17 protein-coding genes and 1 pseudogene are annotated in these 22,939 nt (G+C 68.0%); 6 read left to right on the forward strand and 12 right to left on the reverse strand.

All coding sequences use genetic code 11. The annotated features are described in order from the left end of the window. Window positions 1-6 precede the first annotated feature (6 nt). From QFZ61_RS12640 to QFZ61_RS12665, 6 genes are all read right to left on the reverse strand, one after another. Window positions 7-675: a 1-acyl-sn-glycerol-3-phosphate acyltransferase gene (locus QFZ61_RS12640; RefSeq protein WP_307036523.1), complete on the reverse strand. Its 669-nt coding sequence runs from the start codon at window positions 673-675 to the stop codon at window positions 7-9. Window positions 676-860: 185 nt separating this feature from the next. Next, window positions 861-3,833: an excinuclease ABC subunit UvrA gene (uvrA, locus tag QFZ61_RS12645; protein WP_307036525.1), complete on the reverse strand. Its 2,973-nt coding sequence runs from the start codon at window positions 3,831-3,833 to the stop codon at window positions 861-863. Between the two features lie 102 nt (window positions 3,834-3,935). Further along, window positions 3,936-4,328, reverse strand: a complete 393-nt coding sequence (locus QFZ61_RS12650) for a GntR family transcriptional regulator (protein ID WP_307036527.1) — start codon at window positions 4,326-4,328, stop codon at window positions 3,936-3,938. Continuing rightward, window positions 4,325-6,163 carry an ABC transporter ATP-binding protein gene (locus QFZ61_RS12655; RefSeq protein WP_307038187.1) on the reverse strand — a complete coding sequence of 613 codons (1,839 nt, stop codon included), beginning with the start codon at window positions 6,161-6,163 and terminating at the stop codon, window positions 4,325-4,327. The genes QFZ61_RS12650 and QFZ61_RS12655 overlap by 4 nt, the downstream gene beginning before the upstream one ends. A 92-nt stretch (window positions 6,164-6,255) precedes the next feature. After that, complete coding sequence (locus QFZ61_RS12660) at window positions 6,256-8,055, reverse strand: ABC transporter ATP-binding protein (RefSeq protein ID WP_307036529.1); 1,800 nt, start codon at window positions 8,053-8,055, stop codon at window positions 6,256-6,258. 133 nt (window positions 8,056-8,188) lie between these two features. Then, entirely contained in the window at window positions 8,189-8,962 is a 774-nt protein-coding gene (locus QFZ61_RS12665; RefSeq protein WP_307036532.1) for a trans-aconitate 2-methyltransferase, read from the reverse strand. Between the two features lie 61 nt (window positions 8,963-9,023). On the opposite strand from QFZ61_RS12665, the gene QFZ61_RS12670 reads away from it, so the two are divergent. The 3 genes from QFZ61_RS12670 (at window position 9,024) to QFZ61_RS12680 (ending at window position 13,499) form a co-directional block, all read left to right on the forward strand. Then, the gene (locus tag QFZ61_RS12670; RefSeq protein WP_307036534.1) at window positions 9,024-11,570 is read left to right on the forward strand and encodes an RNA helicase; all 2,547 of its coding nucleotides are present in this window, start codon (window positions 9,024-9,026) and stop codon (window positions 11,568-11,570) included. A 20-nt stretch (window positions 11,571-11,590) separates the two neighbouring features. Further along, the gene (locus tag QFZ61_RS12675; protein WP_307036536.1) at window positions 11,591-12,091 is read left to right on the forward strand and encodes a GNAT family N-acetyltransferase; all 501 of its coding nucleotides are present in this window, start codon (window positions 11,591-11,593) and stop codon (window positions 12,089-12,091) included. A gap of 142 nt (window positions 12,092-12,233) precedes the next feature. Further along, entirely contained in the window at window positions 12,234-13,499 is a 1,266-nt protein-coding gene (locus QFZ61_RS12680) for an alpha/beta fold hydrolase (protein ID WP_307038190.1), read from the forward strand. Here the strand turns inward: QFZ61_RS12680 and QFZ61_RS12685 are convergent. From QFZ61_RS12685 to QFZ61_RS12705, 5 genes and pseudogenes are all read right to left on the reverse strand, one after another. Continuing rightward, the gene (locus tag QFZ61_RS12685; protein ID WP_307036538.1) at window positions 13,489-14,829 is read right to left on the reverse strand and encodes an MFS transporter; all 1,341 of its coding nucleotides are present in this window, start codon (window positions 14,827-14,829) and stop codon (window positions 13,489-13,491) included. The genes QFZ61_RS12680 and QFZ61_RS12685 overlap by 11 nt on opposite strands. Before the next feature lie 88 nt (window positions 14,830-14,917). Beyond that, entirely contained in the window at window positions 14,918-15,946 is a 1,029-nt protein-coding gene (locus tag QFZ61_RS12690; protein WP_307036540.1) for a TerC family protein, read from the reverse strand. Window positions 15,947-16,125: 179 nt separating this feature from the next. Continuing rightward, on the reverse strand, window positions 16,126-18,207 hold the full coding sequence (gene uvrB / locus QFZ61_RS12695) for an excinuclease ABC subunit UvrB (RefSeq protein ID WP_307036543.1): 2,082 nt from the start codon (window positions 18,205-18,207) through the stop codon (window positions 16,126-16,128). A 96-nt stretch (window positions 18,208-18,303) separates the two neighbouring features. Continuing rightward, the gene (coaE, locus tag QFZ61_RS12700) at window positions 18,304-19,410 is read right to left on the reverse strand and encodes a dephospho-CoA kinase (protein ID WP_307036545.1); all 1,107 of its coding nucleotides are present in this window, start codon (window positions 19,408-19,410) and stop codon (window positions 18,304-18,306) included. A 52-nt stretch (window positions 19,411-19,462) separates the two neighbouring features. After that, window positions 19,463-19,522, reverse strand: a pseudogene (locus tag QFZ61_RS12705) (hypothetical protein); the annotation flags it as partial. Between the two features lie 22 nt (window positions 19,523-19,544). On the opposite strand from QFZ61_RS12705, the gene QFZ61_RS12710 reads away from it, so the two are divergent. The 3 genes from QFZ61_RS12710 to QFZ61_RS12720 all read left to right on the forward strand — a co-directional run bounded on the left by QFZ61_RS12710 (window position 19,545) and on the right by QFZ61_RS12720 (window position 21,289). Beyond that, the gene (locus QFZ61_RS12710; RefSeq protein ID WP_307036548.1) at window positions 19,545-20,246 is read left to right on the forward strand and encodes a YigZ family protein; all 702 of its coding nucleotides are present in this window, start codon (window positions 19,545-19,547) and stop codon (window positions 20,244-20,246) included. After that, the gene (locus tag QFZ61_RS12715; RefSeq protein ID WP_307036550.1) at window positions 20,230-20,790 is read left to right on the forward strand and encodes a GNAT family N-acetyltransferase; all 561 of its coding nucleotides are present in this window, start codon (window positions 20,230-20,232) and stop codon (window positions 20,788-20,790) included. Before QFZ61_RS12710 ends, QFZ61_RS12715 begins: the two co-directional genes overlap by 17 nt. A 70-nt stretch (window positions 20,791-20,860) precedes the next feature. Further along, the gene (locus QFZ61_RS12720; RefSeq protein WP_307036551.1) at window positions 20,861-21,289 is read left to right on the forward strand and encodes a DUF1810 domain-containing protein; all 429 of its coding nucleotides are present in this window, start codon (window positions 20,861-20,863) and stop codon (window positions 21,287-21,289) included. Between the two features lie 70 nt (window positions 21,290-21,359). On the opposite strand, the gene rpsA is transcribed toward QFZ61_RS12720, so the two are convergent. Then, complete coding sequence (rpsA, locus tag QFZ61_RS12725; RefSeq protein WP_307036553.1) at window positions 21,360-22,841, reverse strand: 30S ribosomal protein S1; 1,482 nt, start codon at window positions 22,839-22,841, stop codon at window positions 21,360-21,362. Window positions 22,842-22,939 lie beyond the last annotated feature (98 nt).

Genomic DNA, 22,939 nt, shown 5'->3' on the forward strand with positions numbered 1-22,939 from the left:
CCCTGGTCAGTCGACGCTCTTGCTCTGGTTGTACGTGGTGGCCCGCTGCTGGCCGCTGAGTTCGGCGATGGCGTCCATGATCCGGTCGGTGACCTGGCGCCGCGCGGGCAGCGAGTGGTCCGGGCCGGTGCGGTCGAAGTAGAGCGGCTCGCCGACCTTCATGGTGAAGTGCTGCGGCCTGACCTTGTTGCTGTCCGCCGGCTGCAGGTTTTCGGTACCGATCAGGCCCACCGGGATGACCGGGGCGCCCGTGGTGAGGGCGAGCCAGCCGACGCCGGTGCGGCCGCGGTACAGGATGCCGTCCCGGGACCGGGTGCCTTCCGGGTAGATTCCGACGCCCTTGCCGGCCTCGAGAATGTCCAGCAGCGTCTTCAGGGCCTGGACGCTCGCCGCCTGTTCGCCGCGCTCCACCGGGATGGAGCCCACGGCCTCGAAGAACGATTTCATCATCCGGCCTTTGGCGCCGCCTGTGGTGAAGTACTCCGCCTTGGCGAAGAAGGCCACCGGGCGGGGCATCAAGGCCTGGACGATCACGCTGTCCAGGAAGGAGAGGTGGTTCGGCGCCACGATGAAGGGGCCCTCGGCGGGCACGTTCTCGAGGCCGATCACGGTGGGACGGCAGGTCGAGGAAATGAGCCCGCGCGTCGTCCAGCGGATCGCGTCAAACATTGCCAATAGTGTGCACCTCATTCAGCTGCGGGGCGTCGGTGGTCAGGGGCCGGGCCTGCCCCAGCCTACTGCGGCGCATCCCGGCGGCCCGGCAGCGGCTCCGGCAATCTGGCGTATTCACCGGTGTAGTTTCTCACGAGCCGGCCGCAGCGGGAAAACCGCATTCCCGCTGCGGCATATATCGGTGGTCCTTAGCTGAGGATTTCGGCGAGGAACGCCGCGGTGTGGCTGTCCTTTGACTTGGCCACCTGCTCGGGCGTGCCGGAGGCGACGATCCGGCCGCCGCCGGAGCCGCCGTCGGGCCCGAGGTCCACGATCCAGTCAGCGCTCTTGATGACGTCGAGGTTGTGCTCGATCGTGATGACGGTGTTGCCCTTTTCCACCAGGCCCTGCAGGACCATCAGCAGTTTGCGGATGTCCTCGAAGTGCAGCCCGGTGGTGGGCTCGTCGAGCACGTAGATGCTGCGGCCGTTGGAACGCTTCTGCAGCTCGGCGGCCAGCTTCACGCGCTGCGCCTCGCCGCCGGACAGGGTGGTGGCCGGCTGGCCGAGCCGCACGTAGCCGAGCCCGACGTCGACCAGGGTGCGCAGGTGCCGGGCGATGGGTGAGAACGCCGCGAAGAACTCCGCGCCTTCCTCGATCGGCATGTTCAGCACGTCCGCGATGGTCTTGCCCTTGTAGTGGACCTCGAGTGTTTCGCGGTTGTACCGGGCGCCGTGGCACACCTCGCACGGCACGTACACGTCCGGCAGGAAGTTCATCTCGATCTTCAGCGTGCCGTCGCCGGAGCAGGCTTCGCAGCGGCCGCCCTTGACGTTGAAGGAGAACCGGCCGGGCTGGTAGCCCCGGACTTTCGCTTCGGTGGTCTCGGCAAAGAGTTTCCGGATGTGGTCGAAGACACCGGTGTAGGTGGCCGGGTTGGAGCGCGGGGTGCGGCCGATCGGGCTCTGGTCGACGTGCACCACCTTGTCCAGGTGCTCGAGGCCCTGGATGCTCTTGTGCCGGCCGGCGACCTGCTTGGCGCCGTTGAGCTTGTTGGCGAGCACCTTGTAGAGGATCTCGTTGACCAGGGTGGATTTGCCCGAGCCGCTGACGCCGGTCACGGCGGTGAACAGCCCCAGCGGGAAGGCGGCGTCGACGTTGAGGAGGTTGTTTTCCTTGGCGCCGACGACCTTCAGTTCACGCTTCTTGTCGTACTTGCGGCGCTTTTTGGGCACCGCGATGGACTTTCGGCCGGACAGGTAGTCACCGGTCAGCGATTCGGTGTTCTTCAGCAGGTCCTGGTAGGAGCCGGAGTGCACGACCTTGCCGCCGTGCTCGCCGGCGCCGGGTCCGATGTCCACGACCCAGTCGGCTTCCTGGATGGTGTCCTCGTCGTGCTCCACCACGATCAGGGTGTTGCCGAGGTCGCGGAGCCGGGTGAGGGTCTCGATCAGGCGGCGGTTGTCGCGCTGGTGCAGGCCGATCGAGGGCTCGTCGAGGACGTAAAGGACGCCGACGAGCCCGGAACCAATCTGGGTGGCGAGGCGGATGCGCTGCGCCTCGCCGCCGGACAGCGTGCCGGAGGGCCGTTCGAGGTTGAGGTACTCCAGGCCGACGTCGAGCAGGAAGGTCAGGCGGGCCTGGATTTCCTTGAGCACCTGGTGCGCGATCTGGGCCTCGCGGCCGGTGAGGACCAGGGTGTCCAGGAAGCGGGCGCATTCGCGCATCGGCAGTCCGGCGACCTCGGCGATGGATTTGCCGTTGATCAGGACCGACAGCGACGCCGGGTTCAGGCGGGCACCGTTGCAGGCCGGGCACGGGACCTGCCGCATGTACTCCTCATAGCGGTCCCTGGCGGAGTCCGAATCGGTCTCGGTGTGCTTGCGGTGCACATACTGGACCACGCCCTCGAAGCCGGTGCTGTATTTGCGCTCCCGGCCGAAGCGGTTGCGGTACTGCACCACGACCTTGTGGTCCTTGCCGTGCAGCACGGTCTGCCGCGCATCCTTGGAAAGCTTCTCCCACGGGGTGGTCATGGAGAAGCCGATGTCCTTCGCCAGTCCGCTGAGCAGCCGGTTCCAGTACTCGGTGGTGGCGGTGCCGAGCGACCACGGTGCGATGGCGCCCTCGGACAGGGACAGCTCCGGGTTGGGGATGAGGAGTTCCTCATCGACCTCGAGCTTGGTGCCGATGCCGGAGCAGGCGGAGCAGGCGCCGAAGGGGTTGTTGAAGGAGAAGGAACGCGGCTCGATCTCGTCGATCGCGAGCGGGTGCTCATTGGGGCAGGCGAGGTGTTCGGAGAACGCCCGGATCCGCTCCGGGTCATCCGCGTCCAGGTCGACGAATTCGGCCAGCACGCGGCCCTCGGCCAGGCCGAGGGCGGTTTCCACCGAGTCGGTCAGGCGCTGGCTGATGCCTTCCTTGACCACGAGGCGGTCCACCACCACCTCAATGGTGTGCTTGAACTGCTTGCCGAGCTTCGGCGGGTCGCTGAGCTGGATCAGTTTTTCGTCCACCCTGGCCCGGGAGTAGCCCTTGGCGGTCAGCTCCTTGAAGAGATCGACGAACTCGCCCTTGCGGCCGCGCACCACCGGCGCCAGGACCTGGAAGCGGGTGCCGTCGGGCAGTTCGAGGAGCTGGTCGACGATTTGCTGCGGGGTCTGCTTGGTGACCGGTTCACCGCAGACCGGGCAGTGCGGGCGTCCCACCCTGGCCCACAGCAGGCGCATGTAGTCATAAATCTCGGTGATCGTGCCCACCGTGGAGCGCGGATTCTTGCTGGTGGATTTCTGGTCGATGGACACCGCCGGTGACAGGCCTTCGATGAAGTCGACGTCGGGTTTGTCCACCTGGCCCAGGAACTGGCGGGCGTACGCCGAGAGCGACTCGACGTAGCGCCGCTGGCCTTCAGCGAAGATGGTGTCGAAGGCCAGCGATGACTTCCCGGAACCGGACAGGCCGGTAAAGACGATCATGGCGTCGCGGGGCAGGTCCAGGTCGACGTTGCGCAGGTTGTGTTCCCGCGCGCCCTTAACGACCAGGCGGGAGAGGTCGGGGCGGACCAGCTCCGCACCCGGTGAGGCGGGGCCGGAGGGCCGGCGGGTGGCCGTTTTTTCGGCCGGTACCGGCATGGCAAGGGGCTGGATATCGACGGCGGGTTCTTCAGCTACGGCTTTAGGCACGCCTCCAATGCTAATCGAAAACTTCTTCGAATCTCCATTCGGGCGGCGAATGTGCTAATGGCGAACGCGTTTATTCAGGTGCCAATGGTTAGCGGCCAATGGTCAGTGCCGGTCGTAGGCGGCGGCCAGCAGTTGGACCGCCTCGGCGAAGCTGGCGCCCTGGGCTTGGGCGGCGCTGGCGAACTGCGCCGCGGCGGCCGCGAGGGAACCCCACGCCTCGTCCCGGGCGCACACAACAGTGCCATTCCTGCCCTGCGTGGCCACGACTCCGGCAGCTTCCAGCTCCTTGTAGGCGCGCGCCACGGTGTGCGGCGCGACGCCAAGCCCGGCTGCGAGGCTGCGGACCGCCGGGAGCCTCGTCCCCGGCGCGAGGGTGCCGTCGTCGGCCCGCTCGATGATATGGAGCCGGAGCTGCTCGAACAGCGGCACCGAGCTTTCGGCGTTGGGTTTCCAGTTGCCGGGGAACGGCCGGGTCCGGTTCGCGTCCGATGTCACAGTTCCGGCTCCAGAATGCCCTCGGGTTGTTCGCGGCCGGCGAACTGGGCGCGGTAAAGCTCCGTGTATACCCCCCGGGAGGCCATCAGCTCCTGGTGGTTCCCCTGTTCGGCAATCCGTCCGTGGTCCATAACGAGAATTAGATCAGCGTCCCGGACCGTGGACAAACGGTGCGCGATCACGAAGCTTGTCCTGCCCTGCCGCAGCGCGGTCATCGCCTCCCGGATCTGCACTTCCGTGCGGCTGTCCACGGAGCTGGTCGCTTCGTCGAGGATCAGGATGCTCCGGCCGGCCAGGTGCGTGCGGGCAATCGAAATGAGCTGGCGCTGGCCGCGGCTGAGCGAGTCACCGTCGTTGCCCAGCACCGTCGCGTAGCCGGCCGGCAGGGCACGGACGAACTGGTCAACGTGGCTTGCCTGCGCCGCGGCGGTGATCTCGGCGTCGCTGGCGCCGGGCCGGCCGTATTCGATGTTTTCCCGGATGGTGCCGGTGAAGAGCCAGGCTTCCTGCATCACGGTCCCGAAGACGGACCGGAGCCGGTCCCGCGGCAGCCCGGCGATGTCCGCGCCGTCGACCGTGATCCGGCCGCCGTCCAGTTCGTAGAAGCGCATCAACAAATTGACCACCGTGGTCTTGCCGGCCCCCGTATGGCCTACGATCGCCACGGTCTGGCCGGGTTCGACGACGAAGGAGAGGTCCTGCACCACGGGGTCGCCGGCGCGGTAGCCGAAGCTCACCCGTTCAAAGGTGACGCGGCCGGGAGCCGAGCCGGCACTCCCCCCGGCTCTCCCGCTGGGGCGCACGGTGCCGGCCGGGATTCCCGCGGCGCCGGCCGGGATTCCCGCGGCGTCGTCGGGGATTCCCGCGGCGTCGTCGGGGATTCCCGCGGCGCCGTCGTAGATTCCCGCGTCGTCGGGGATCTCCGGGGCGTCCAGCAATCCAAAGACTCGATCGGCGGAAGCCAGGCAGGACTGCATCAGGGTGAGCATCCCGCCGATCTGGCCCATCGGCTGGCTGAAGAGCCGGCTGAACTGGATGAAGGCCTGCACACCGCCGACAGTCATGGCACCGGCGATGACCTGCAGCGCACCGATCACCGCGACCGCGATGTAGTTAAGGTTGGAAACGAAGATCATCAGGGGCTGCACGACGCCGGACAGGTACTGGGCGCTGGACGCTGCCCGGAAGAGCCGGTGGTTGCTGTCCGCAAAGGTTGCCGCGGCGGCGTCCTGCCGCCCGAAGGCCTTGATCACCTCGTGCCCGGTGAAGAACTCTTCGAGGTGTGAGTGCAGGGTGCCGGTACTGGCCCACTGTTCGGTGAAATGGGCCTGTGATTTCCGCGCCACGAGCACGGTGATCCAGGTGGAGAGCGGAACCGAGGCCAGCGCCACCAGGGCCAGCAGCGGGGACAGCCAGACCATCATGGCGAGGGCGCCGGAGAGCATCAGCACCGACATGATCAGCTGGTTCAGCAGTTGGTTGAGGGCCTGGGAGACGTTGTCGACGTCGCTGGTGGCCCGGCTCAGCACGTCCCCGCGGTGCTGGTCGTCGAAATGGCTGAACGGCAGCACATGCAGTTTCCGTTCCACCGCGGCGCGCAGCCCGTAGCTGAGCCGCTGCACGGCCGTCGCGGTCAGCGCACCCTGGATCCAGCTGAACAGCGAGGCGCCCAGGTACATCAGCGCCACCGCGAGCAGCAGGAGGCCGAGCTTCTGTTCGTCAAAGGTCCCGCCCACCACGCTTTTCACCACGACGTCGGTGGCGTCCCCGAGGTATTTGGGTGCCGCGACGTTCAGGGCAGCAAAGCCGCAGGTCGCGGCAAGCGCGGCGGCCATCCGGAGCCGCACCGGCCGGAGAAGCCCCAGCAGCCGTGCGGCGATCAGCCACGTTCCGGAAGCGCCCCGGCCCGGCGCTGCTGGGCCTGCGGTCACAGGGTTTCCTCCACAACGAGCTGCGAGGCGGCGATGGCCTGGTAGGTCGGCGAGGACTCCAGCAGCGCCTCGTGGGTGCCCTGCGCGACCAGCTGCCCGTCCTCCAGCACCAGGATCAAGTCCGCATCCACGATGCTGGAGACCCGCTCGGCGACGACCAGCAACGTGGCCCCGAGGAGCAGCCGTTCCAGCGCGCCGCGCAGGCGCCGGTCGGTGCCGTAGTCCAGGGCGGAGAAGCTGTCATCAAAGACGTAGACGGGACCCGGCCGCAGCAGCGCCCGGGCGATGCACAGGCGCTGCCGCTGGCCGCCGGAGAAGTTGGTGCCCCCCTGGCTGACCGGAGCGTCGAGTCCCCCGGCCAGGTCCCGGACGAAGTCGGCGGCCTGGGCTGCCTCCAGCACGCGCCACAGCTCTGCCTCGCCCGCGTCCGGGCCGCCGACCCGCAGGTTCTCCGCCACCGTCCCGGAGAAAAGGTAGGAGTGCTGTGGAACGAGGGCAATCAGGCTGCGCAGCGACGCCAGCGGCAGCGAACGGACGTCGCGGCCGCCGATGCTGATGGTGCCTGCCGTCGGATCCAGCAGCCGCGGCAGCAGGTTCAGCAGCGTGGTTTTGCCGCTGCCAGTGGCGCCGACGATCGCCGTCGTGGTTCCCGGCGCGGCGGTGAAGCTGACTCCGGCCAGGACCGGAGCCTCTGCCCCCGGGTAGGCGAACGCCACGCCGCGGAACTCCACAGTGCCGGCAGGCGCGGGGCTCTGCGCACGCGGGGCGCCGTCCGGTTCCCGACTCCCGGTCGCGGGCGGGCTCCGAGTGGCGGACGGGCTCCCGGTGGCGGCCGGACTGCCGATTGAGGGCACGGTGGCCAGGACAGCCTGGATGCGTTCGGCGCAGGCGGCAGCACGCGGCGCCGTCGTGAGGACGTACATGGCCATCATGATGGCGATCAGAATCTGCAGGATGTAGGCGATGAACGCGGTGAGGGCACCCAGGCGCATGTCCCCGGCCTGGATCCGGTGGCCGCCGAACCAGACCACTGCGACGGAGGACAGGTTGACCACCACCATGATCATCGGGTTCATGCCGGCGACCAGCAGCGCGGAGTCCAGGTTGTTCCGGGTGAGCTCCTTGTTGGCAGCGTCAAAGCGGCGGATCTCGTGGTCCTGCCGGACGAAGCCGCGGATGACGTGGGCGCCGATGATCTGTTCCCGGAGCACGCGGCCGGTCCGGTCGATCAGGTCCTGGCCCTGCCGGTAGAGCGGGATGAGCCGGCGCACGATGAGGACCATGATGACGGCGAGCACGGGGATCACCGCGAGCACGATCCCCGCCAGCGGCAGGTCCTGGTGTACCGCCAGGGCGATCCCGCCCAAAAAGCTCGCAGGCGCCGCAACCAGCATGGTGAAGACCAGGACGGTGAGGTTCTGGATCTGGGTGACGTCGTTGGTGGCCCGGGTGACGAGGCTGTGCGCCCCGAAGACGCTCATGTCCTGTGAGGAGAACGTCTGCACCGTGGCGAACAGCTCCTGGCGCAACTCCCGGCCGACGCGCATCGCGACGACGGCGCCGAGGTAGCCGGCGGCGACGGCGGCGGCCACCTGAAGCGCCGCGACGCCGGCCATCCAACCACCCAGCCGCAGGATCTCCGCGGTGTTCCCCGCGACGATGCCGTCGTCAATGACGGCGGCGTTCAGGGTGGGAAGCAGGAGGTTCGCCGTGGTCTGGACGAGCTGCAGGCACGCGATGGCCAGGACGGTCGTTCGGTGGGGAGAAAGCAGCCGACCCAGCAGTCTTGGCAGCACCGAACCTCCATCATCGCCGCAGGGCTCGGATACGGACCAGGCGGCCGCCCCCAGGCCGCTTTGTCATTGTAAGGCACGTCACACGCTGCATCTTGTCATACGGCCTGTCACGTCCGTCAAAGCGCTGGCCGGACTAGCCGCGCTTCCGGGCGACCGCGAAGATCCGCCGGAAGGGAAACACGGTTCCGTGGGCTCCCGGCGGGTAGGCCTCGGTGAGCAGCCGTGCGTAGTCCGCCTCGAACCTTTCGGCTTCCTCGGCTGAGAGCGCCGCCAGCACCGGCCGGAGCCCGGTGCCCCGCACCCACTCAAGGACCGGGTCGCGTCCCGGCAGCAGCTGAAGATACGTGGTCTCCCAGGCGTCGGCCTCGCAGCCGGCGTCGAGCATCAGGGCGAGGTAGTCTGCGGGTTCGGCGACGGCGCCGTCGTGGCGCAGCACGCCGGCCAGGCGTCCGGCCCACTCGTCCGAGTCAGCCAGGCCGCGCATCAGCGAGTGGGAAGGGGCACTGAAGTTTCCCGGGACCTGCAGCGCGAACCAGGCGTCGGGGCGCAGTGCCTCGAGCCAGCGCGGCAGCAGCTCCCGGTGCCCCGGCACCCATTGCAGGGCGGCGTTCGTGACCACCACATCGGTGTCCGGAGCCGGCATCCAGGCGGCGATATCCGCGGCGCCGAAGGAGAGGTTCCCGGCTGCTAGCCGGCCGGCCTTTTCAAGCATCTCTGCGGAGGAGTCGAGCCCCTGCACCGCGGCGTCCGGCCAGCGGGCCGCGAGCGTTGCGGTCAGGTTGCCCGGCCCGCAGCCGAGGTCGACGACGCGCCCCGGGGCCTCCGCGTGGACCCGGCCGGTCAGGTCGAAGAACGGCCGGTCCCGATAGTTCCCGAACTGTACGTACTTGGCTGGGTCCCACTGCATGCGCTTCCTCCGCTTCCAGTCGAAGCCTAACCCCGGCCGGGGGCCACTAAGCTGGAAGGCAATGAAACTTGTTGATCAACTCCCCGCCCCGGCCGCCCGAGTCCCCGGCAGGGCAGGCCTCGATCCGGATGAGCTGTACACCCGGTTCGTCGAATGGACGGAGAGCCGCGGGCTGGCCCTCTACGCCGCCCAGGACGAGGCCGTGATGGAGCTCGCCGCCGGTGCCAACGTCATTCTGGCCACGCCCACCGGATCAGGAAAATCCCTCGTGGCGATCGCCGCGCATTTCCAGGCGATGGCCCGCGGTGCGCGCAGCTACTACACCGCGCCGATCAAGGCACTGGTCTCGGAGAAGTTCTTCGCCTTGTGCGAGATCTTCGGAGCCGAAAACGTCGGCATGATCACCGGCGATTCCGGCGTCAACCAGGACGCGCCGATTATCTGCTGCACCGCGGAGATCCTGGCCAACATCGCCCTGCGCGAGGGCTCCGACGCGGAGCTCGGCGCCGTGATCATGGACGAGTTCCACTTTTACTCCGATCCGCAGCGCGGCTGGGCGTGGCAGGTGCCGCTGCTGGAGCTTCCGCAGGCCCAGTTCCTGCTGATGTCCGCCACCCTGGGCGACGTCAGCCGCTTCGAAGACGGCATCACCGCCCTGACCGGCCGGCCGACGACGACGGTCAGTTCGGCCGAGCGGCCCATTCCACTGCACTTCTACTACCAGCAGACCCCCGTGCACGAGACCCTCGAGGAGCTGCTCTCCACCAAACAGGTCCCGGTATACGTGGTGCACTTCAGCCAGCTCGAGGCGATCGACCGGGCCCAGAACCTGATGAGCATCAACGTCTGCACCCGGGAGGAAAAGGACAAGATCGCGGAACTGATCGCCGGGTTCCGCTTCGCCGCCGGCTTCGGCAAGACCCTCAACCGGCTGGTCCGGCACGGCATTGGTGTGCACCACGCCGGCATGCTGCCCAAATACCGCCGGCTCGTCGAGCAGCTGGCCCAGGCCGGCCTGCTCAAGGTCATCTGCGGCACCGACACCCTGGGCGTCGGCATCAACGTCCCGATCCGCACCGTGCTGCTCACCGCGCTGAGCAAGTACGACGGCGTCCGCACCCGGCTGCTGAACTCCCGCGAGTTCCACCAGATTGCCGGCCGGGCCGGCCGCGCCGGCTACGACACCGCCGGGACTGTCGTGGTGCAGGCCCCGGAGCATGTGATTGAGAACGTCAAAGCGATGGCCAAGGCCACCGCCAAATTCGGCGATGACCAGAAAAAGCTCCGCCAGGTGGTCAAGAAGAAGCCGCCGGAAGGCTTCGTGTCCTGGGGCGAACCGACCTACAAACGACTCGTGGACTCCGTGCCGGATCCGCTGGGCTCCAGCTTCACCGTCACGCACGCCATGCTGATGAACCTGATGGAGCGCCCGGGCGACCCGTTCAAGGCCGCGCGCCGCCTGCTGACCGAAAACCACGAACCCCGCGCCGTCCAGCTGCAGCTGATGAAGAAGGCCCTGGGCATTTACCGCGAACTGCTGGCCGCCGGCGTCGTCGAGCGGATCCCGCCGGCGGAGCAGGGCCCGGACGGGCGCACCGTCCGGCTCACCGTGCACCTGCAGGCCAACTTTGCCCTGAACCAGCCGCTCTCCCCCTTCGCACTGGCAGCCCTGGAGTTGCTGGATCCGGAGTCGCCGTCGTACGCCCTCGATGTGGTGTCGGTGATCGAGGCGACCTTGGAGAAGCCGCGGCAGATCCTTTCGGCACAGCAGAAGAAGGCCCGCGGCGACGCGATTGCCGCGATGAAGGCCGACGGGATCGAGTATGACCAGCGCATGGCCCTGCTCGAGGAGGTCAGTTATCCGCAGCCGCTCGCGGAGATTCTGGGTGAGGCGTTCGACGTGTACCGTAAGGCCGCGCCGTGGATCGGCGACTTTGAGCTGGCGCCCAAGTCGGTGGTCCGGGACATGTACGAGCGTGCGATGAACTTCGGCGAGTTCGTGCAGTTCTACGGGCTGGCCCGCTCCGAGGGCATTGTGCTGCGGTACCTGGCCGATGGTTTCAAGGCGCTCCGGCAGACCGTGCCGCAGGATGCGCTGCGCGAGGATCTGGAGGACCTCATCGCCTGGCTGGGCGAGCTGGTCCGTCAGGTCGACTCCAGCCTGCTGGACGAATGGGAGGAGCTCACGTCCGGCGCCGCCCCGACCCCGCATGACGCGCCACCGCCCCCGCCGCCGTCACTGACGTCCAACATCCGGGCCTTCCGGGTGATGGTCCGCAACGAAATGTTCCGGCGGGTGGAACTGTTCGCCGATGAAGCCGCCACGGCGCTGGGCGAGCTCGACGGCGGCGCCGGCTGGGACGCTGAGCGCTGGGAGGATGCGCTGGACGACTACTTCGAAGAGCACGGGGACATCGGCACCGGCCCGGACGCCCGCGGGCCGGGCCTGCTGATCATCACCGAGCAGCCCGGCAGCTGGAAAGTCCGGCAGATCTTCGATGACCCGGCCGGCAACCACGACTGGGGAATCTCCGCGGAGGTCGATCTGGCCGCCTCGGATGAGAGCGGCACCGCCGTCGTGCGGGTGGTCGACGTGAACCGGTTGTAGCCGCTAGTAAACTGGCGCCCATGAGTGTAATCCGTCCGGCCACGGCCGCCGATGTCCCCGCCATCCTGCAGATGATCCACGACCTCGCTGTCTACGAGAAGGAACCGGACGCCGTCCGGAACACCCCGGAGATGCTGACGGAGGTGCTCTTCGGCGCCGACCCGCGGGTCTTCGCGACGATGGCTGAGAACGGTTCCGGCGACGTCCAAGGGTTCGCGTTGTGGTTCCTCAACTACTCCACCTGGGAAGGTGTGCACGGCATCTACCTGGAGGATCTCTACGTCAAGCCGGAGGCCCGCGGCGCCGGCCACGGCAAGGCGCTGCTGCAGTACCTCGCCGGCACCGCCGTCGAACGCGGCTACGCCCGGGTGGAGTGGAGCGTGCTGGACTGGAATGAGCCTTCGATTGCCTTTTACCGGAACCTGGGTGCCGCTCCCATGGACGACTGGTCCACCTTCCGGCTCACCGGCGGCGCCCTGGAAGCGTTCGGCGGGACACAGACAGCTGACATCCGTGGCTGAGCAGGCGGCCGTGGCTGGGCAGGCGGCCCTGGCAGGAGAGGGCCGCCCGGACCGGGCTGCCCTCTCCGGCGCGGGACGCCCGGGGGGAACCGTGCCCGGCGGTGTTCCCCACACCGTCAAGGCCCGGCACGAGTACCGCGGGATGCGCACCGCGGAGCACTACTTCGAGGTGCCCCTGGACCACTCCGACGCCCAGGGTGAAACCATCACGGTGTTCGCACGCGAGTACGTCTCGGCCGAACACACCGAGGAAGCCGCGGCGGAACTGCCGTGGCTGCTGTACCTGCAAGGCGGCCCGGGCGGCCGGGGCAACCGTTTCTCCGGCCTCGGCGGCTGGGGCAAAGCCGCGGCAAAAGAGTTCAGGATCCTGATGCTGGACCAGCGCGGCACCGGGCTTTCCTCCCCCGCTGACCGCAAGACCCTGCCGCTGCGCGGCAGTGACCGGGACCAGGCCCAGTATCTGGAGCGATTCCGGGCCGACTCGATCGTGGCCGACGCGGAAGCCATCCGCCGCACCCTCGGCGCCGCGCCGTGGACCGTCTACGGACAAAGTTTCGGCGGTTTCTGCGTGCTGAGCTACCTCTCGTTCGCTCCTGAAGGCGTGCGGGAGGCGCTGATCACCGGCGGCCTGGCTCCCCTGGCCGGCCCTGCCGACCGGGTCTACCAGGCGACGTTCCGCCGGGTGGCGGCGCGCAACGCCGAGTACTTCGGCCGGTACCCGCAGGACCGGGAGCTCGTGACCCGGATCGCCCGCCACCTGCGCGAAACCGAGGAGGTGCTGCCCGACGGCAGCCCGCTCACCGTGGAGCGGTTCCAGATGGTGGGCTCCTACCTGGGCGGCAACACCCGGGTGGACGGGCTGCACCACCTGCTGGAGGATGCGTTCGTCAGCACCCCCGGCGGCGACCGTCTCTCCGACGCGTTCCTGGAGCAGGTCCGCGGCCTGGTTTCCCGCGCCGCCAACCCGCTGTACGCACTGCTGCACGAGTCGATTTACGGCCAGGACGAGGCCACCGACTGGGCGGCGCTGCGGGTGCTGCAGGACTACCCGGAGTTCCGCCCGGACGCCGCCGCCCCGCTGCTGACCGGGGAAATGGTCTATCCGTGGTACTTCGACCAGGACCCCGCGCTGCAGCCGCTGCGGACGGTGGCGCAGCTACTCGCGGAGAAAAACGACTGGAAGCCGCTGTACGACGCGGAACGGCTCGCGCTCAACACCGTTCCGGTGGCCGCCGCCGTGTACAGCGATGACATTTACGTGGACCGGGACCTGTCGCTGGAAACCGCCGCCGGCGTGCGCGGCCTGCGGGTGTGGGAGACGGACAAGTTCCACCACGACGGTATCGCGGACGACGGGGAGGCCATCTTCGGGCGGCTGCTTGGCATGGTCCGCGGCGTCAGGTCCTGACGCGGGGCCGTGCCGCCCCGGCCACGCCAAGCACAACCAGGGCCACCACGGCCGCTGTCAGGTTCAGCCCCCGGTAACCCACTCCGCTCATCACGAGCCCGGCGAAGCCGGAGCCGACGGCCCCGGCGGCCCCCATCAGCGTGTCGGACACGCCCTGGACGAGGACCCGGTCGTCGGCGGCGACGCTTTCGGCGAGCAGCGTGGAACCGGCGATCGTCGCCGCGGACCAGCCAAGGCCCAGCAGCACCAGCCCCGTCGTGACCAAGGCTGGCTGGGCCTGGCCGAAGCCCGCGATGCAGACCGAGACCAGGATCAGCCCGTGGCCCAGCAGGATCACGGGCAGCCGCCCGGTCCGGTCGGTGAGCCAGCCCATCACCGGTGAGAGGGCGTACATGCCTGCGATGTGTAGTGAAATGGTGAAGCCGATCAGCACAAAGACGTCCGTGCTGGCGGCGTGCGTGTGGCCGGCGGCCTGGCCGGCCAGCGGTCCCTCGGTCAGCAGCTGCAGGTGCAGCGGGGTCATGGACATGACGGCGGCCATGCAGCCGTGCGCCGCGACGATCGCGAGCAGTGCCAGTTTGGCCCGCGGCGAGGAGCGGGCTGCCCGCAGCCCGTTCCGCAGCGCATGCCTGCCGCGGGTGCCAGTGGTGCCCTTGGCCTCCGTGTCCCCGGCGCCGTTTCGGAGCCTGGCGGCCAGCAGGAGGGGGTCCGGGCGCAGCGCGATCATGAGCAGCAGCCCGGCGAGGGCGAGCCCGGCGGTGGAGAACACGAACGGGCCCGCGATCGCCGGCAGCCCTAAGGCTTGGCCCACCAGCGCCCCGGGCTGGATCAGGTTGGGTCCGGCGACGGCGCCGACGGTCACGGCCCATACCACGATCGCCAGGGATCTGCCCCGGTGTTCGGGGTCGGCGAGGTCGACGGCGGCGAACCGGGCCTGCAGGTTGGCTGCGGTGCCGAGCCCCAGCAGCGCCGCGCCCAGCAGCAGCACCGGGAAGACCTCGGTGACTGTGGCGAGGATAACGAGAAGGGCGCCGGTCATCGCGGAGAAAATACCGGTGACGAGGGCGGACCGTCGTCCCCGCCGTCCGGCGAGCCCGGCCAGCGGAAGGGCCGCCAGCGCGGCCGCCAGCGTCATCGTGGTGGTGACCGAACCGGCCCAGGCGTTGGAGCCGGAGAGCTGCACGGCCAGCAGCGAGCCGACGGAAAGACTCGCGCCGCTGCCCACGCCGCTGAGCAGCTGGGCGGTGCTGAGCACCACGACAGTACGGCGCTGCACCTGTTGCGGGTGCAGCGCCGTAGCGGCCGCCGCAGCGGCATCAAAGCTTTTCACGGTCCGAGCTTAGCCGGTGCCGGCGCCCGCCCGGGAGGGCCGGCAGCGAGCCCGGGGAAACCTGGCCCGGCTGGCCCTGCCGGGCCGGTTACTCGGCGTCGGTCAGGCTCTTGCGCGAGTCCTCTTCGAGCCGGGCGTCCAGCTTGGCTTTGGACGCCTTGGAGCTGAGCAGGCTGGCGACCACCGCGACGATGATGGTGCCGACGATCACCGCGAGCGAGACATAGGTGGGGATCTCGGGGGCCCATTCAATGTGCTTGCCGCCGTTGATGAACGGCAGTTCGTTGACGTGCATCGCGTGCAGCACCAGCTTGACACCGATGAAGGCGAGGATGACGGAGAGGGCGTGCTTGAGGTAGACCAGCCGGGTCATCAGGCCGCCGAGCAGGAAGTACAGCTGACGGAGTCCCATCAGGGCGAAGATGTTGGCGGTAAACACGATGAAGGCGCTCTGGGTGAGGCCGAAGATCGCAGGGATGGAATCCACCGCAAACAACAGGTCCGTCATGCCGATGGTCACGAAGACGATCACCATGGGGGTGAAGACCTTCCTGCCGTTGACCTCGGTGCGCAGCTTGCCGCCGTCGAACTTCTCGGACATCGGCAATACCTTGCGGATCCGGGCGATCAGCGGGTTTTCCTTGTCCTCCTCGTCCTCGCCGTCGTCCTGGGCCTGCTTCCAGGCAGTCCAGAGCAGGAACGCACCGAAGATGTAGAAGACCCAGCTGAACTGTTCGATCACAAGCGCGCCGAGCAAAATGAAGATGCCGCGCAGGATCAGGGCGATGATGATGCCCACCATGAGCACTTCCTGCTGGTACTTACGGGGTACCGAGAAGCGCGCCATGATGATGATGAAGACGAACAGGTTGTCGATGCTGAGGCTGTACTCGGTCACCCAGCCGGCGATGAACTGTCCGCCGTATTCCGGGCCGGTGAAGAGGAACATAGCGCCGGCGAAGACCAAGGCCAGGGCGATGTAGAAGGAAACCCAGAGTCCGGCTTCCTTCATGGACGGTTCGTGCGGGCGCTTCACGACCAGGAGCAGGTCGATAAGGAGGATGATCCCGAGAACGACAAAGGAGCCGATCTCAAACCAAAGGGGAAGTTCGGGCACGAAGATACCTTTCGCAGGGCACAGCTAAGCGGTGTAAGTCTCTCCGGCTGGACCGCTGCTCCGGGGCCATGGCCACCTGGTGCTGCTTCACTGCCCGCTACGCCCGGCAGGGCATCTGTGCCCTGCGTGTTGACGATCGTAGCGCTTGGGATACTCCCCTACGTTTGTTCCACTTTACCTCAGGCGTGCCCGGCGGACTGCATCTGGCGCAGTTCCTTCTTGAGGTCGCCGACCTCGTCGCGGAGCCGGGCAGCGAGCTCGAACTGCAGTTCGCCGGCGGCGGCGTGCATCTGCTCGGTGAGCTGCTCGATTAGTCCGACCAGGTCCTCCGCCGGGGCCGCGGCGAGGCCGTCGGCCCGGACCTTGGCGTTGCCCTTGTTCTTGCCTTTCGCCTTGCCGGCGGTCGCCAGCAACTCACGGGTGTCGGCGTCCTCCTTGGCCAGCTGGTCGGTGATGTCGGCGATTTTTTTCCGCAGCGGCTGCGGGTCGATGCCGCGTTCGGTGTTGTAGGCGACCTGGATGGCGCGCCGGCGGTTCGTCTCGTCGATGGCCTGGGCCATCGAGTCCGTGATCTTGTCGGCGTACATGTGGACCTCGCCGGAGACGTTGCGGGCGGCACGGCCGATGGTCTGGATCAGCGACGTCGCCGAGCGCAGGAACCCTTCCTTGTCCGCGTCGAGGATGCTCACCAGCGACACCTCCGGAAGGTCGAGGCCCTCGCGGAGCAGGTTGATGCCGACCAGGACGTCGAAGACACCCATCCGGAGTTCGCGGAGCAACTCCACGCGGCGCAGCGTGTCGACGTCGGAGTGCAGGTACTCGACTTTCACGCCGTGCCCCAGCAGGTAGTCGGTGAGGTCCTCGGCCATCCGCTTGGTCAGGGTGGTGACCAGCACGCGCTCGTTCTTCTCGGTGCGGGTGCGGATTTCGCCGAGCAGGTCATCGATCTGGCCCTTGGTCGGTTTGACGATGACCTCGGGATCGATCAGGCCCGTGGGCCGGATGATCTGCTGGACGAAGCCGTCCGCCTTGCCGAGCTCGTACTTGCCGGGGGTCGCGGACAGGTAGACGGTCTGGCCCACCCGTTCGAGGAACTCGTCCCATTTGAGCGGGCGGTTGTCCATCGCGGAGGGCAACCGGAAGCCGAAGTCCACGAGGTTCCGCTTGCGCGACATGTCGCCTTCGTACATAGCGCCGATCTGCGGGACCGTGACGTGGGATTCGTCGATTACCAGCAGGAAATCATCCGGGAAGTAGTCGAGCAGGCAGTGCGGGGCGGTGCCGGGGGCCCGGCCGTCGATGTGGGACGAGTAGTTCTCGATGCCGTTGCAGAAGCCCATCTGCTGCATCATCTCAAGGTCATAGGTGGTGCGCATCCGGAGCCGCTGGGCTTCCACGAGCTTGTTCTGGCTTTCCAGCACCTTCAGCCGGTCCGCGAGCTCGTCCTCGATGCGTTTGATGGCCTTGGCCATCCGCTCGGGCCCGGCGACGTAGTGCGAGGCCGGGAAGACGTACATCTCCTCTTCTTCCCGGAGCACCTCTCCGGTCAGCGGGTGCAGGGTTTGAATGTTCTCGATTTCGTCGCCAAAGAACTCGATCCGGATCGCGAGTTCCTCGTACATCGGGATGATTTCGACCGTGTCGCCGCGCACCCGGAAGGTCCCGCGGTGGAAGTCCATGTCGTTGCGGGCATACTGCATGGACACGAACTTCCGCAGCAAGTGGTCCCGGTTCATCTCCGCTCCCTTGCGGAGCGTGACCATCCCGGCGATGTACTCTTCGGGGGTGCCGAGGCCGTAAATGCAGGAAACGGTGGCGACGACCACGACGTCGCGGCGGGTGAGCAGCGCGTTGGTGGCCGAGTGCCGGAGCCGTTCGACTTCCTCGTTGATGGAGGAGTCCTTCTCGATGAAGGTGTCCGTCTGGGCCACGTAGGCCTCGGGCTGGTAGTAGTCGTAGTACGAGACGAAGTACTCGACCGCGTTGTTGGGCAGCAGTTCGCGGAACTCGTTGGCGAGCTGCGCGGCGAGGGTCTTGTTCTGCACCATCACCAGGGTTGGCCGCTGGACCTGCTCGATCAGCCACGCCGTCGTCGCGCTTTTACCGGTACCGGTGGCGCCGAGCAGCACCACGTCCTTTTCGCCGTTCTTGATCCGCTCGGTAAGTTCAGCGATGGCGGCGGGCTGGTCGCCGGCGGCTTGGAATTCGCTGATGACTTCGAAGGGGGCCACGACGCGGCCGATTTGCTGGGCAAGGCTCATGTATCTAATCTACCGCCGCCCTCCGGCAGCATTCCGGAATTCAGCTTTGGGCGGTACCCGGCGGTGCGGTACCCGGCGGTCAGAGCCGGCGTCCGGTCAGGGCGCGGCGTACGACGGCGGCTGCCAGCCGGTGTGTGTGGCCCACTCCTCCATCCGGGGGGCGGCGTAGCCGGTGAACCAGCCCTCCTTGTCGGCCGCGTAGGCCGCGGTGGACTTGTCCACACCGTGCCGACGGGCTGCCTTCCGTTTCTCCGTGAGATAGTCCGCGCGGGCGGCGGCATCGTCGCGCAGCCAGTCGCGGAAGCACAGGGCATAGCGCCAGCCCGGCGACCCGGCCGCACGGACGTGCAGGTTGACGGCCCGGTCCGGGTCCGCGCTGCCGTGCACCCGTTTGTCCCACGCGGCCGGGTCCGGCTGCCCGGGTTTGGGGTTGTCCGGCCCCGTCCCCGGCCAGCGCGGGAAGCCTGCCTCGGCCAGCAGCGGCTCCAGCCGGTCGGCCGCCGCCAGGTCCCGGACGGTGAGCTGCAGGTCCAGCACGTCCTTCGCATCCAGGCCGGGGACGGCGGTGGAGCCGATGTGGTCCACCGCCAGAACCTCCCGCGGGGCTACTGCCAGCAGGCGGGCCGCGATCCGGGCGGCCTGCTGCGCCCAGCCGGGGTTGGCTGCAGTGAGCACCGGCCCGCCGGGCCGCGCGGCGATTCTGCGCTTGGCCAGGTTCTCGGCGTACGGCGCGAGCCGGTGCCGCCAGAGCAGGTCCACCGCGTCGCGCAGTTCGTCCTTGGTGCCGGCGTTGTCCAGCACGACGTCGGCGGCCGCGAGCCGGTCCTCGCGGCTGGCCTGCGCGGCAATCCGGGAGCGGGCATCGTCGGCCGACATCTTCCGGTGCTCAATCATCCGTTGCAGCCGGAGGTCCTCCGGGGCGTCCACCACCAGCACCAGGTGGAAGCTGGGACCCTGGCCGGTCTCAACGAGCAGCGGGATGTCCTGGACCAGGACGGCGCCTTTCGGGGCGGCGGCCGCGAGGGCGGCCGCGCGTTCCCGGACCAACGGGTGGATGATGCCGTTCAGCACGGCCAGCCTCTCCGGGTTGCCGAAGACCAGGGCACCCAGCCGGGGACGGTCGAGTCCGCCGTCGGCGGCCAGGACGGAGGCGCTGAACGCCTCCACCACCCGCGCCAACCCCGGCGTTCCAGGCTCCACCACTTCCCGGGGCCAGCGCGTCGGCGTCGATCAGGACCGCACCGAGCTCACGCAGCCGCGAGGCCACCACAGACTTCCCCGAGGCGATGCCGCCCGTCAATCCGATCTTCAGCATCCCACCAGACTAAACTGAACCGGTGCCAGACGACGCGGTTTCCTTTCACAGCGGGGCTCCGCTGTACACGACGCTGGCGGCCGGTACAGGGTTCCGGAATGAGCTGGAAATCAAGCGGTCCCGCTTCATCACGGTGCTGCAGCGCACTGCCGACGAGGAGGACGCCCGGTCCCTGGTGGCGTCGCTGCGCCGGGAGTTCCACGACGCGCGGCACCACTGCTCGGCCTTCGTGCTGGGCCCGGACCGCGGCGTGCAGCGGTCGAACGACGACGGCGAACCCTCCGGCACAGCCGGGATCCCGATGCTGGAGGCGTTGCTGAGGCGCGAAACCGCGCCCGGGGTGGCGGACCTCAGCGACGTGACCGCCGTCGTCGTCCGCTATTTCGGCGGGATCCTGCTCGGTGCCGGCGGCCTGGTCCGGGCCTACTCCGAATCGGTGTCCGCCGCGCTCGAACTGGCGCCGCTGGTGCGGCGGCAGCGGCTGCGGATCTGCGCGGTTGAGGTGCCGCACGCCGCTGCGGGCCGGCTCGAGAACGACCTGCGCGCTGCGGGCTACGTCATGGCGGGGGCCAGCTATGATGCGCAGACGACGGTTCTTCGGCTGGCCCTGCCCGACGAGCCTGCAGGCCTGGCGCAGGCAGCCGAGCGCCTTGCCGCCCTAACGGCCGGAAGCGCGGCGTTGCTGCCTGGAGAAACGGAGTGGATGGATGTGCCAATCGACTGAGCCGGACCCCGGAGTCGCGCTGGTCGACGTCACCGAGCCGGTGCTGGAAATGCTGCTGTCAGCCGCCCTGCACGACGCCGACGCCGACGAAGTCGCCCCGCCGCTGGGCACCGCCGGGGGCTGGAACACCGAGCGGATCAGCTGGTTCCGGGAGTACCACCTGGCTGCCGCGGCAGGCCTCGACGGACCGGCGCAGCAGAAGACCTGGGCGATTACGGCCGGCGGCGAGATCGCAGGTTCCATCCGGCTGCGGCGGCTTCCGCAGGCCGGGCCGGCGCCAGGGCAGGCGGGGCAGGCGCAGGTCGGGACCCTGGGGACCGGGACCCTGGAGACCGGGATCTGGCTGGGCCGCAGCTTCCGCGGGCGCGGCATCGGCGTTGCGGCCCTGCGTTTGGTCAGGGCCGAGGCTGCGGCGGCCGGCGCAGACCTGCTGCAAGCTGAAACCACAGCCGGCAACGCGGCCGCGCAGGCCCTGCTGCGGTCCGCCGGCGCGGAACTCACGACGAACGGCCCCCAGGTCACGGCGCGCTTCACGCTCAGCTAACCGCCGGCGCAGGCGCATGCGAGACTGTGACCAGTCCGGCGCCGAGCCGGACCAGGACAGGAGAACCGACGTGGACGACCCCTTCGAGCTATCCCGTTTCACCGAAGCCCAGGACTCGACGGGCACCTACCAGCGCGCGCTGTCGGAGCTGCAGAGCGGTTCCAAGAGAAGCCATTGGATGTGGTTCGTTTTTCCGCAGATCGCCGGCCTCGGCATGAGCCCCACGTCCCGCCGGTATGCCATTTCGTCGCTGGACGAGGCACGGGCCTACCTGGAGCACCCGGTGCTGGGCCCCCGCCTGCTCGACTGCGCCCGGGCGGTCCTTGCAATCGAGGGACGAAGCGCCGAGCAGATCTTCGGAAGCATCGACGCACGCAAGCTGCACTCGTCGTCGACCCTGTTTCTCCGCGCCGCGCCCGGTGAGCCGGTGTTCCAGCAAGTCATCGACACGTACTTCGGCGGGGTTCCCGATACAGCCACGGACCGGCTTCTCGGTTAAGCCACAGCGGGCCCCTGCCTGTGGCAGGGGCCCGCTGTGGCTGGCCCGGAGCGATCCGGGCCGTTGGCAATTAGTTGCCGGTCAGCTTCTCACGCAGAGCTGCAAGAGCCTCGTCGGAAGCGAGCGTGCCGCCACCGGTGTTGGACTCGGCTGCAGCCGGCTCGGAGGAGTAGCTGGTGGTGCCGGAGTCGCTCTCACCGGAGGTTGCAGCGGCAGCGTCGTCGGCAGCGTGCTGGACAACCTGCTTCTTGTGGGCTTCCCAGCGGGTCTGGGCGTCAGCGTACTGCTGCTCCCAGGCGGCGCGCTGCGTCTCGTAGCCTTCAAGCCACTCGTTGGACTCCGGGTCGAAGCCCTCCGGGTACTTGTAGTTGCCCTCTTCGTCGTACTCTGCGGCCATGCCGTAGAGAGCCGGATCGAATTCGGTGGAGTCGGCGTCGACGCCCTCGTTGGCCTGCTTGAGGGACAGCGAGATGCGGCGGCGTTCCAGGTCGATGTCGATGACCTTGACGAACAGCTCGTCGCCAACGGAGACGACCTGCTCGGCCAGCTCAACGTGACGCACGGCGAGCTCGGAGATGTGGACCAGGCCTTCGATGCCGTCTTCGACGCGAACGAACGCACCGAACGGAACGAGCTTGGTGACCTTACCCGGAACAACCTGGCCGAGGGCGTGGGTGCGGGCGAAGGTCTGCCACGGATCTTCCTGCGTAGCCTTGAGCGACAGGGAGACGCGCTCGCGGTCCAGGTCGACCTCGAGAACCTCGACGGTGACTTCCTGGCCGACTTCGACAACCTCGGACGGGTGGTCGATGTGCTTCCAGGACAGCTCGGAGACGTGAACCAGGCCGTCGACGCCGCCCAGGTCCACGAAGGCACCGAAGTTGACGATGGAGGAAACGACGCCGGGACGGACCTGGCCCTTTTCCAGCTTGTTGAGGAACGTGGAGCGGACCTCGGACTGGGTCTGCTCGAGCCAGGCGCGGCGGGACAGCACAACGTTGTTGCGGTTCTTGTCCAGCTCGATGATCTTGGCTTCGATCTGCTGACCGATGTACGGAGCGAGGTCGCGCACACGACGCATCTCGACGAGGGATGCGGGCAGGAAGCCGCGCAGGCCGATGTCGAGGATAAGACCACCCTTGACAACTTCGATGACGGTACCGGTGACGACACCGTCTTCTTCCTTGACCTTCTCGATGTCGCCCCAGGCGCGCTCGTACTGAGCGCGCTTCTTGGAGAGGATCAGACGGCCTTCTTTGTCTTCCTTGGTGAGCACCAGGGCTTCGACCTGATCGCCGACGGAGACGACGTCTCCGGGGTCAACGTCGTGCTTGATGGAAAGCTCGCGGGAGGGAATGACACCTTCGGTCTTGTAACCGATGTCGAGCAGGACTTCATCGCGGTCGACCTTGACGACGGTACCTTCGACGAGGTCTCCGTCGTTGAAGTACTTGATGGTCGCGTCGACTGCTGCGAGGAAGTCCTCAGCGGTACCGATGTCGTTGATGGCGACTACGGGGGTACCGGGCTTCTCGGTGGAGGTGATGGTCATGTAGTAGGGGCTCCGTTGTGGATAGTTAGTCGGTCAGGCGGACCGTCACACACGCGTCGGCGACGCGAGTGAAGAACACGGCGAATCTCAGCGATTCG

The sequence above is a fragment of the Arthrobacter sp. B3I4 genome (assembly GCF_030816855.1).
In the GTDB taxonomy this organism is placed as follows: domain Bacteria; phylum Actinomycetota; class Actinomycetes; order Actinomycetales; family Micrococcaceae; genus Arthrobacter.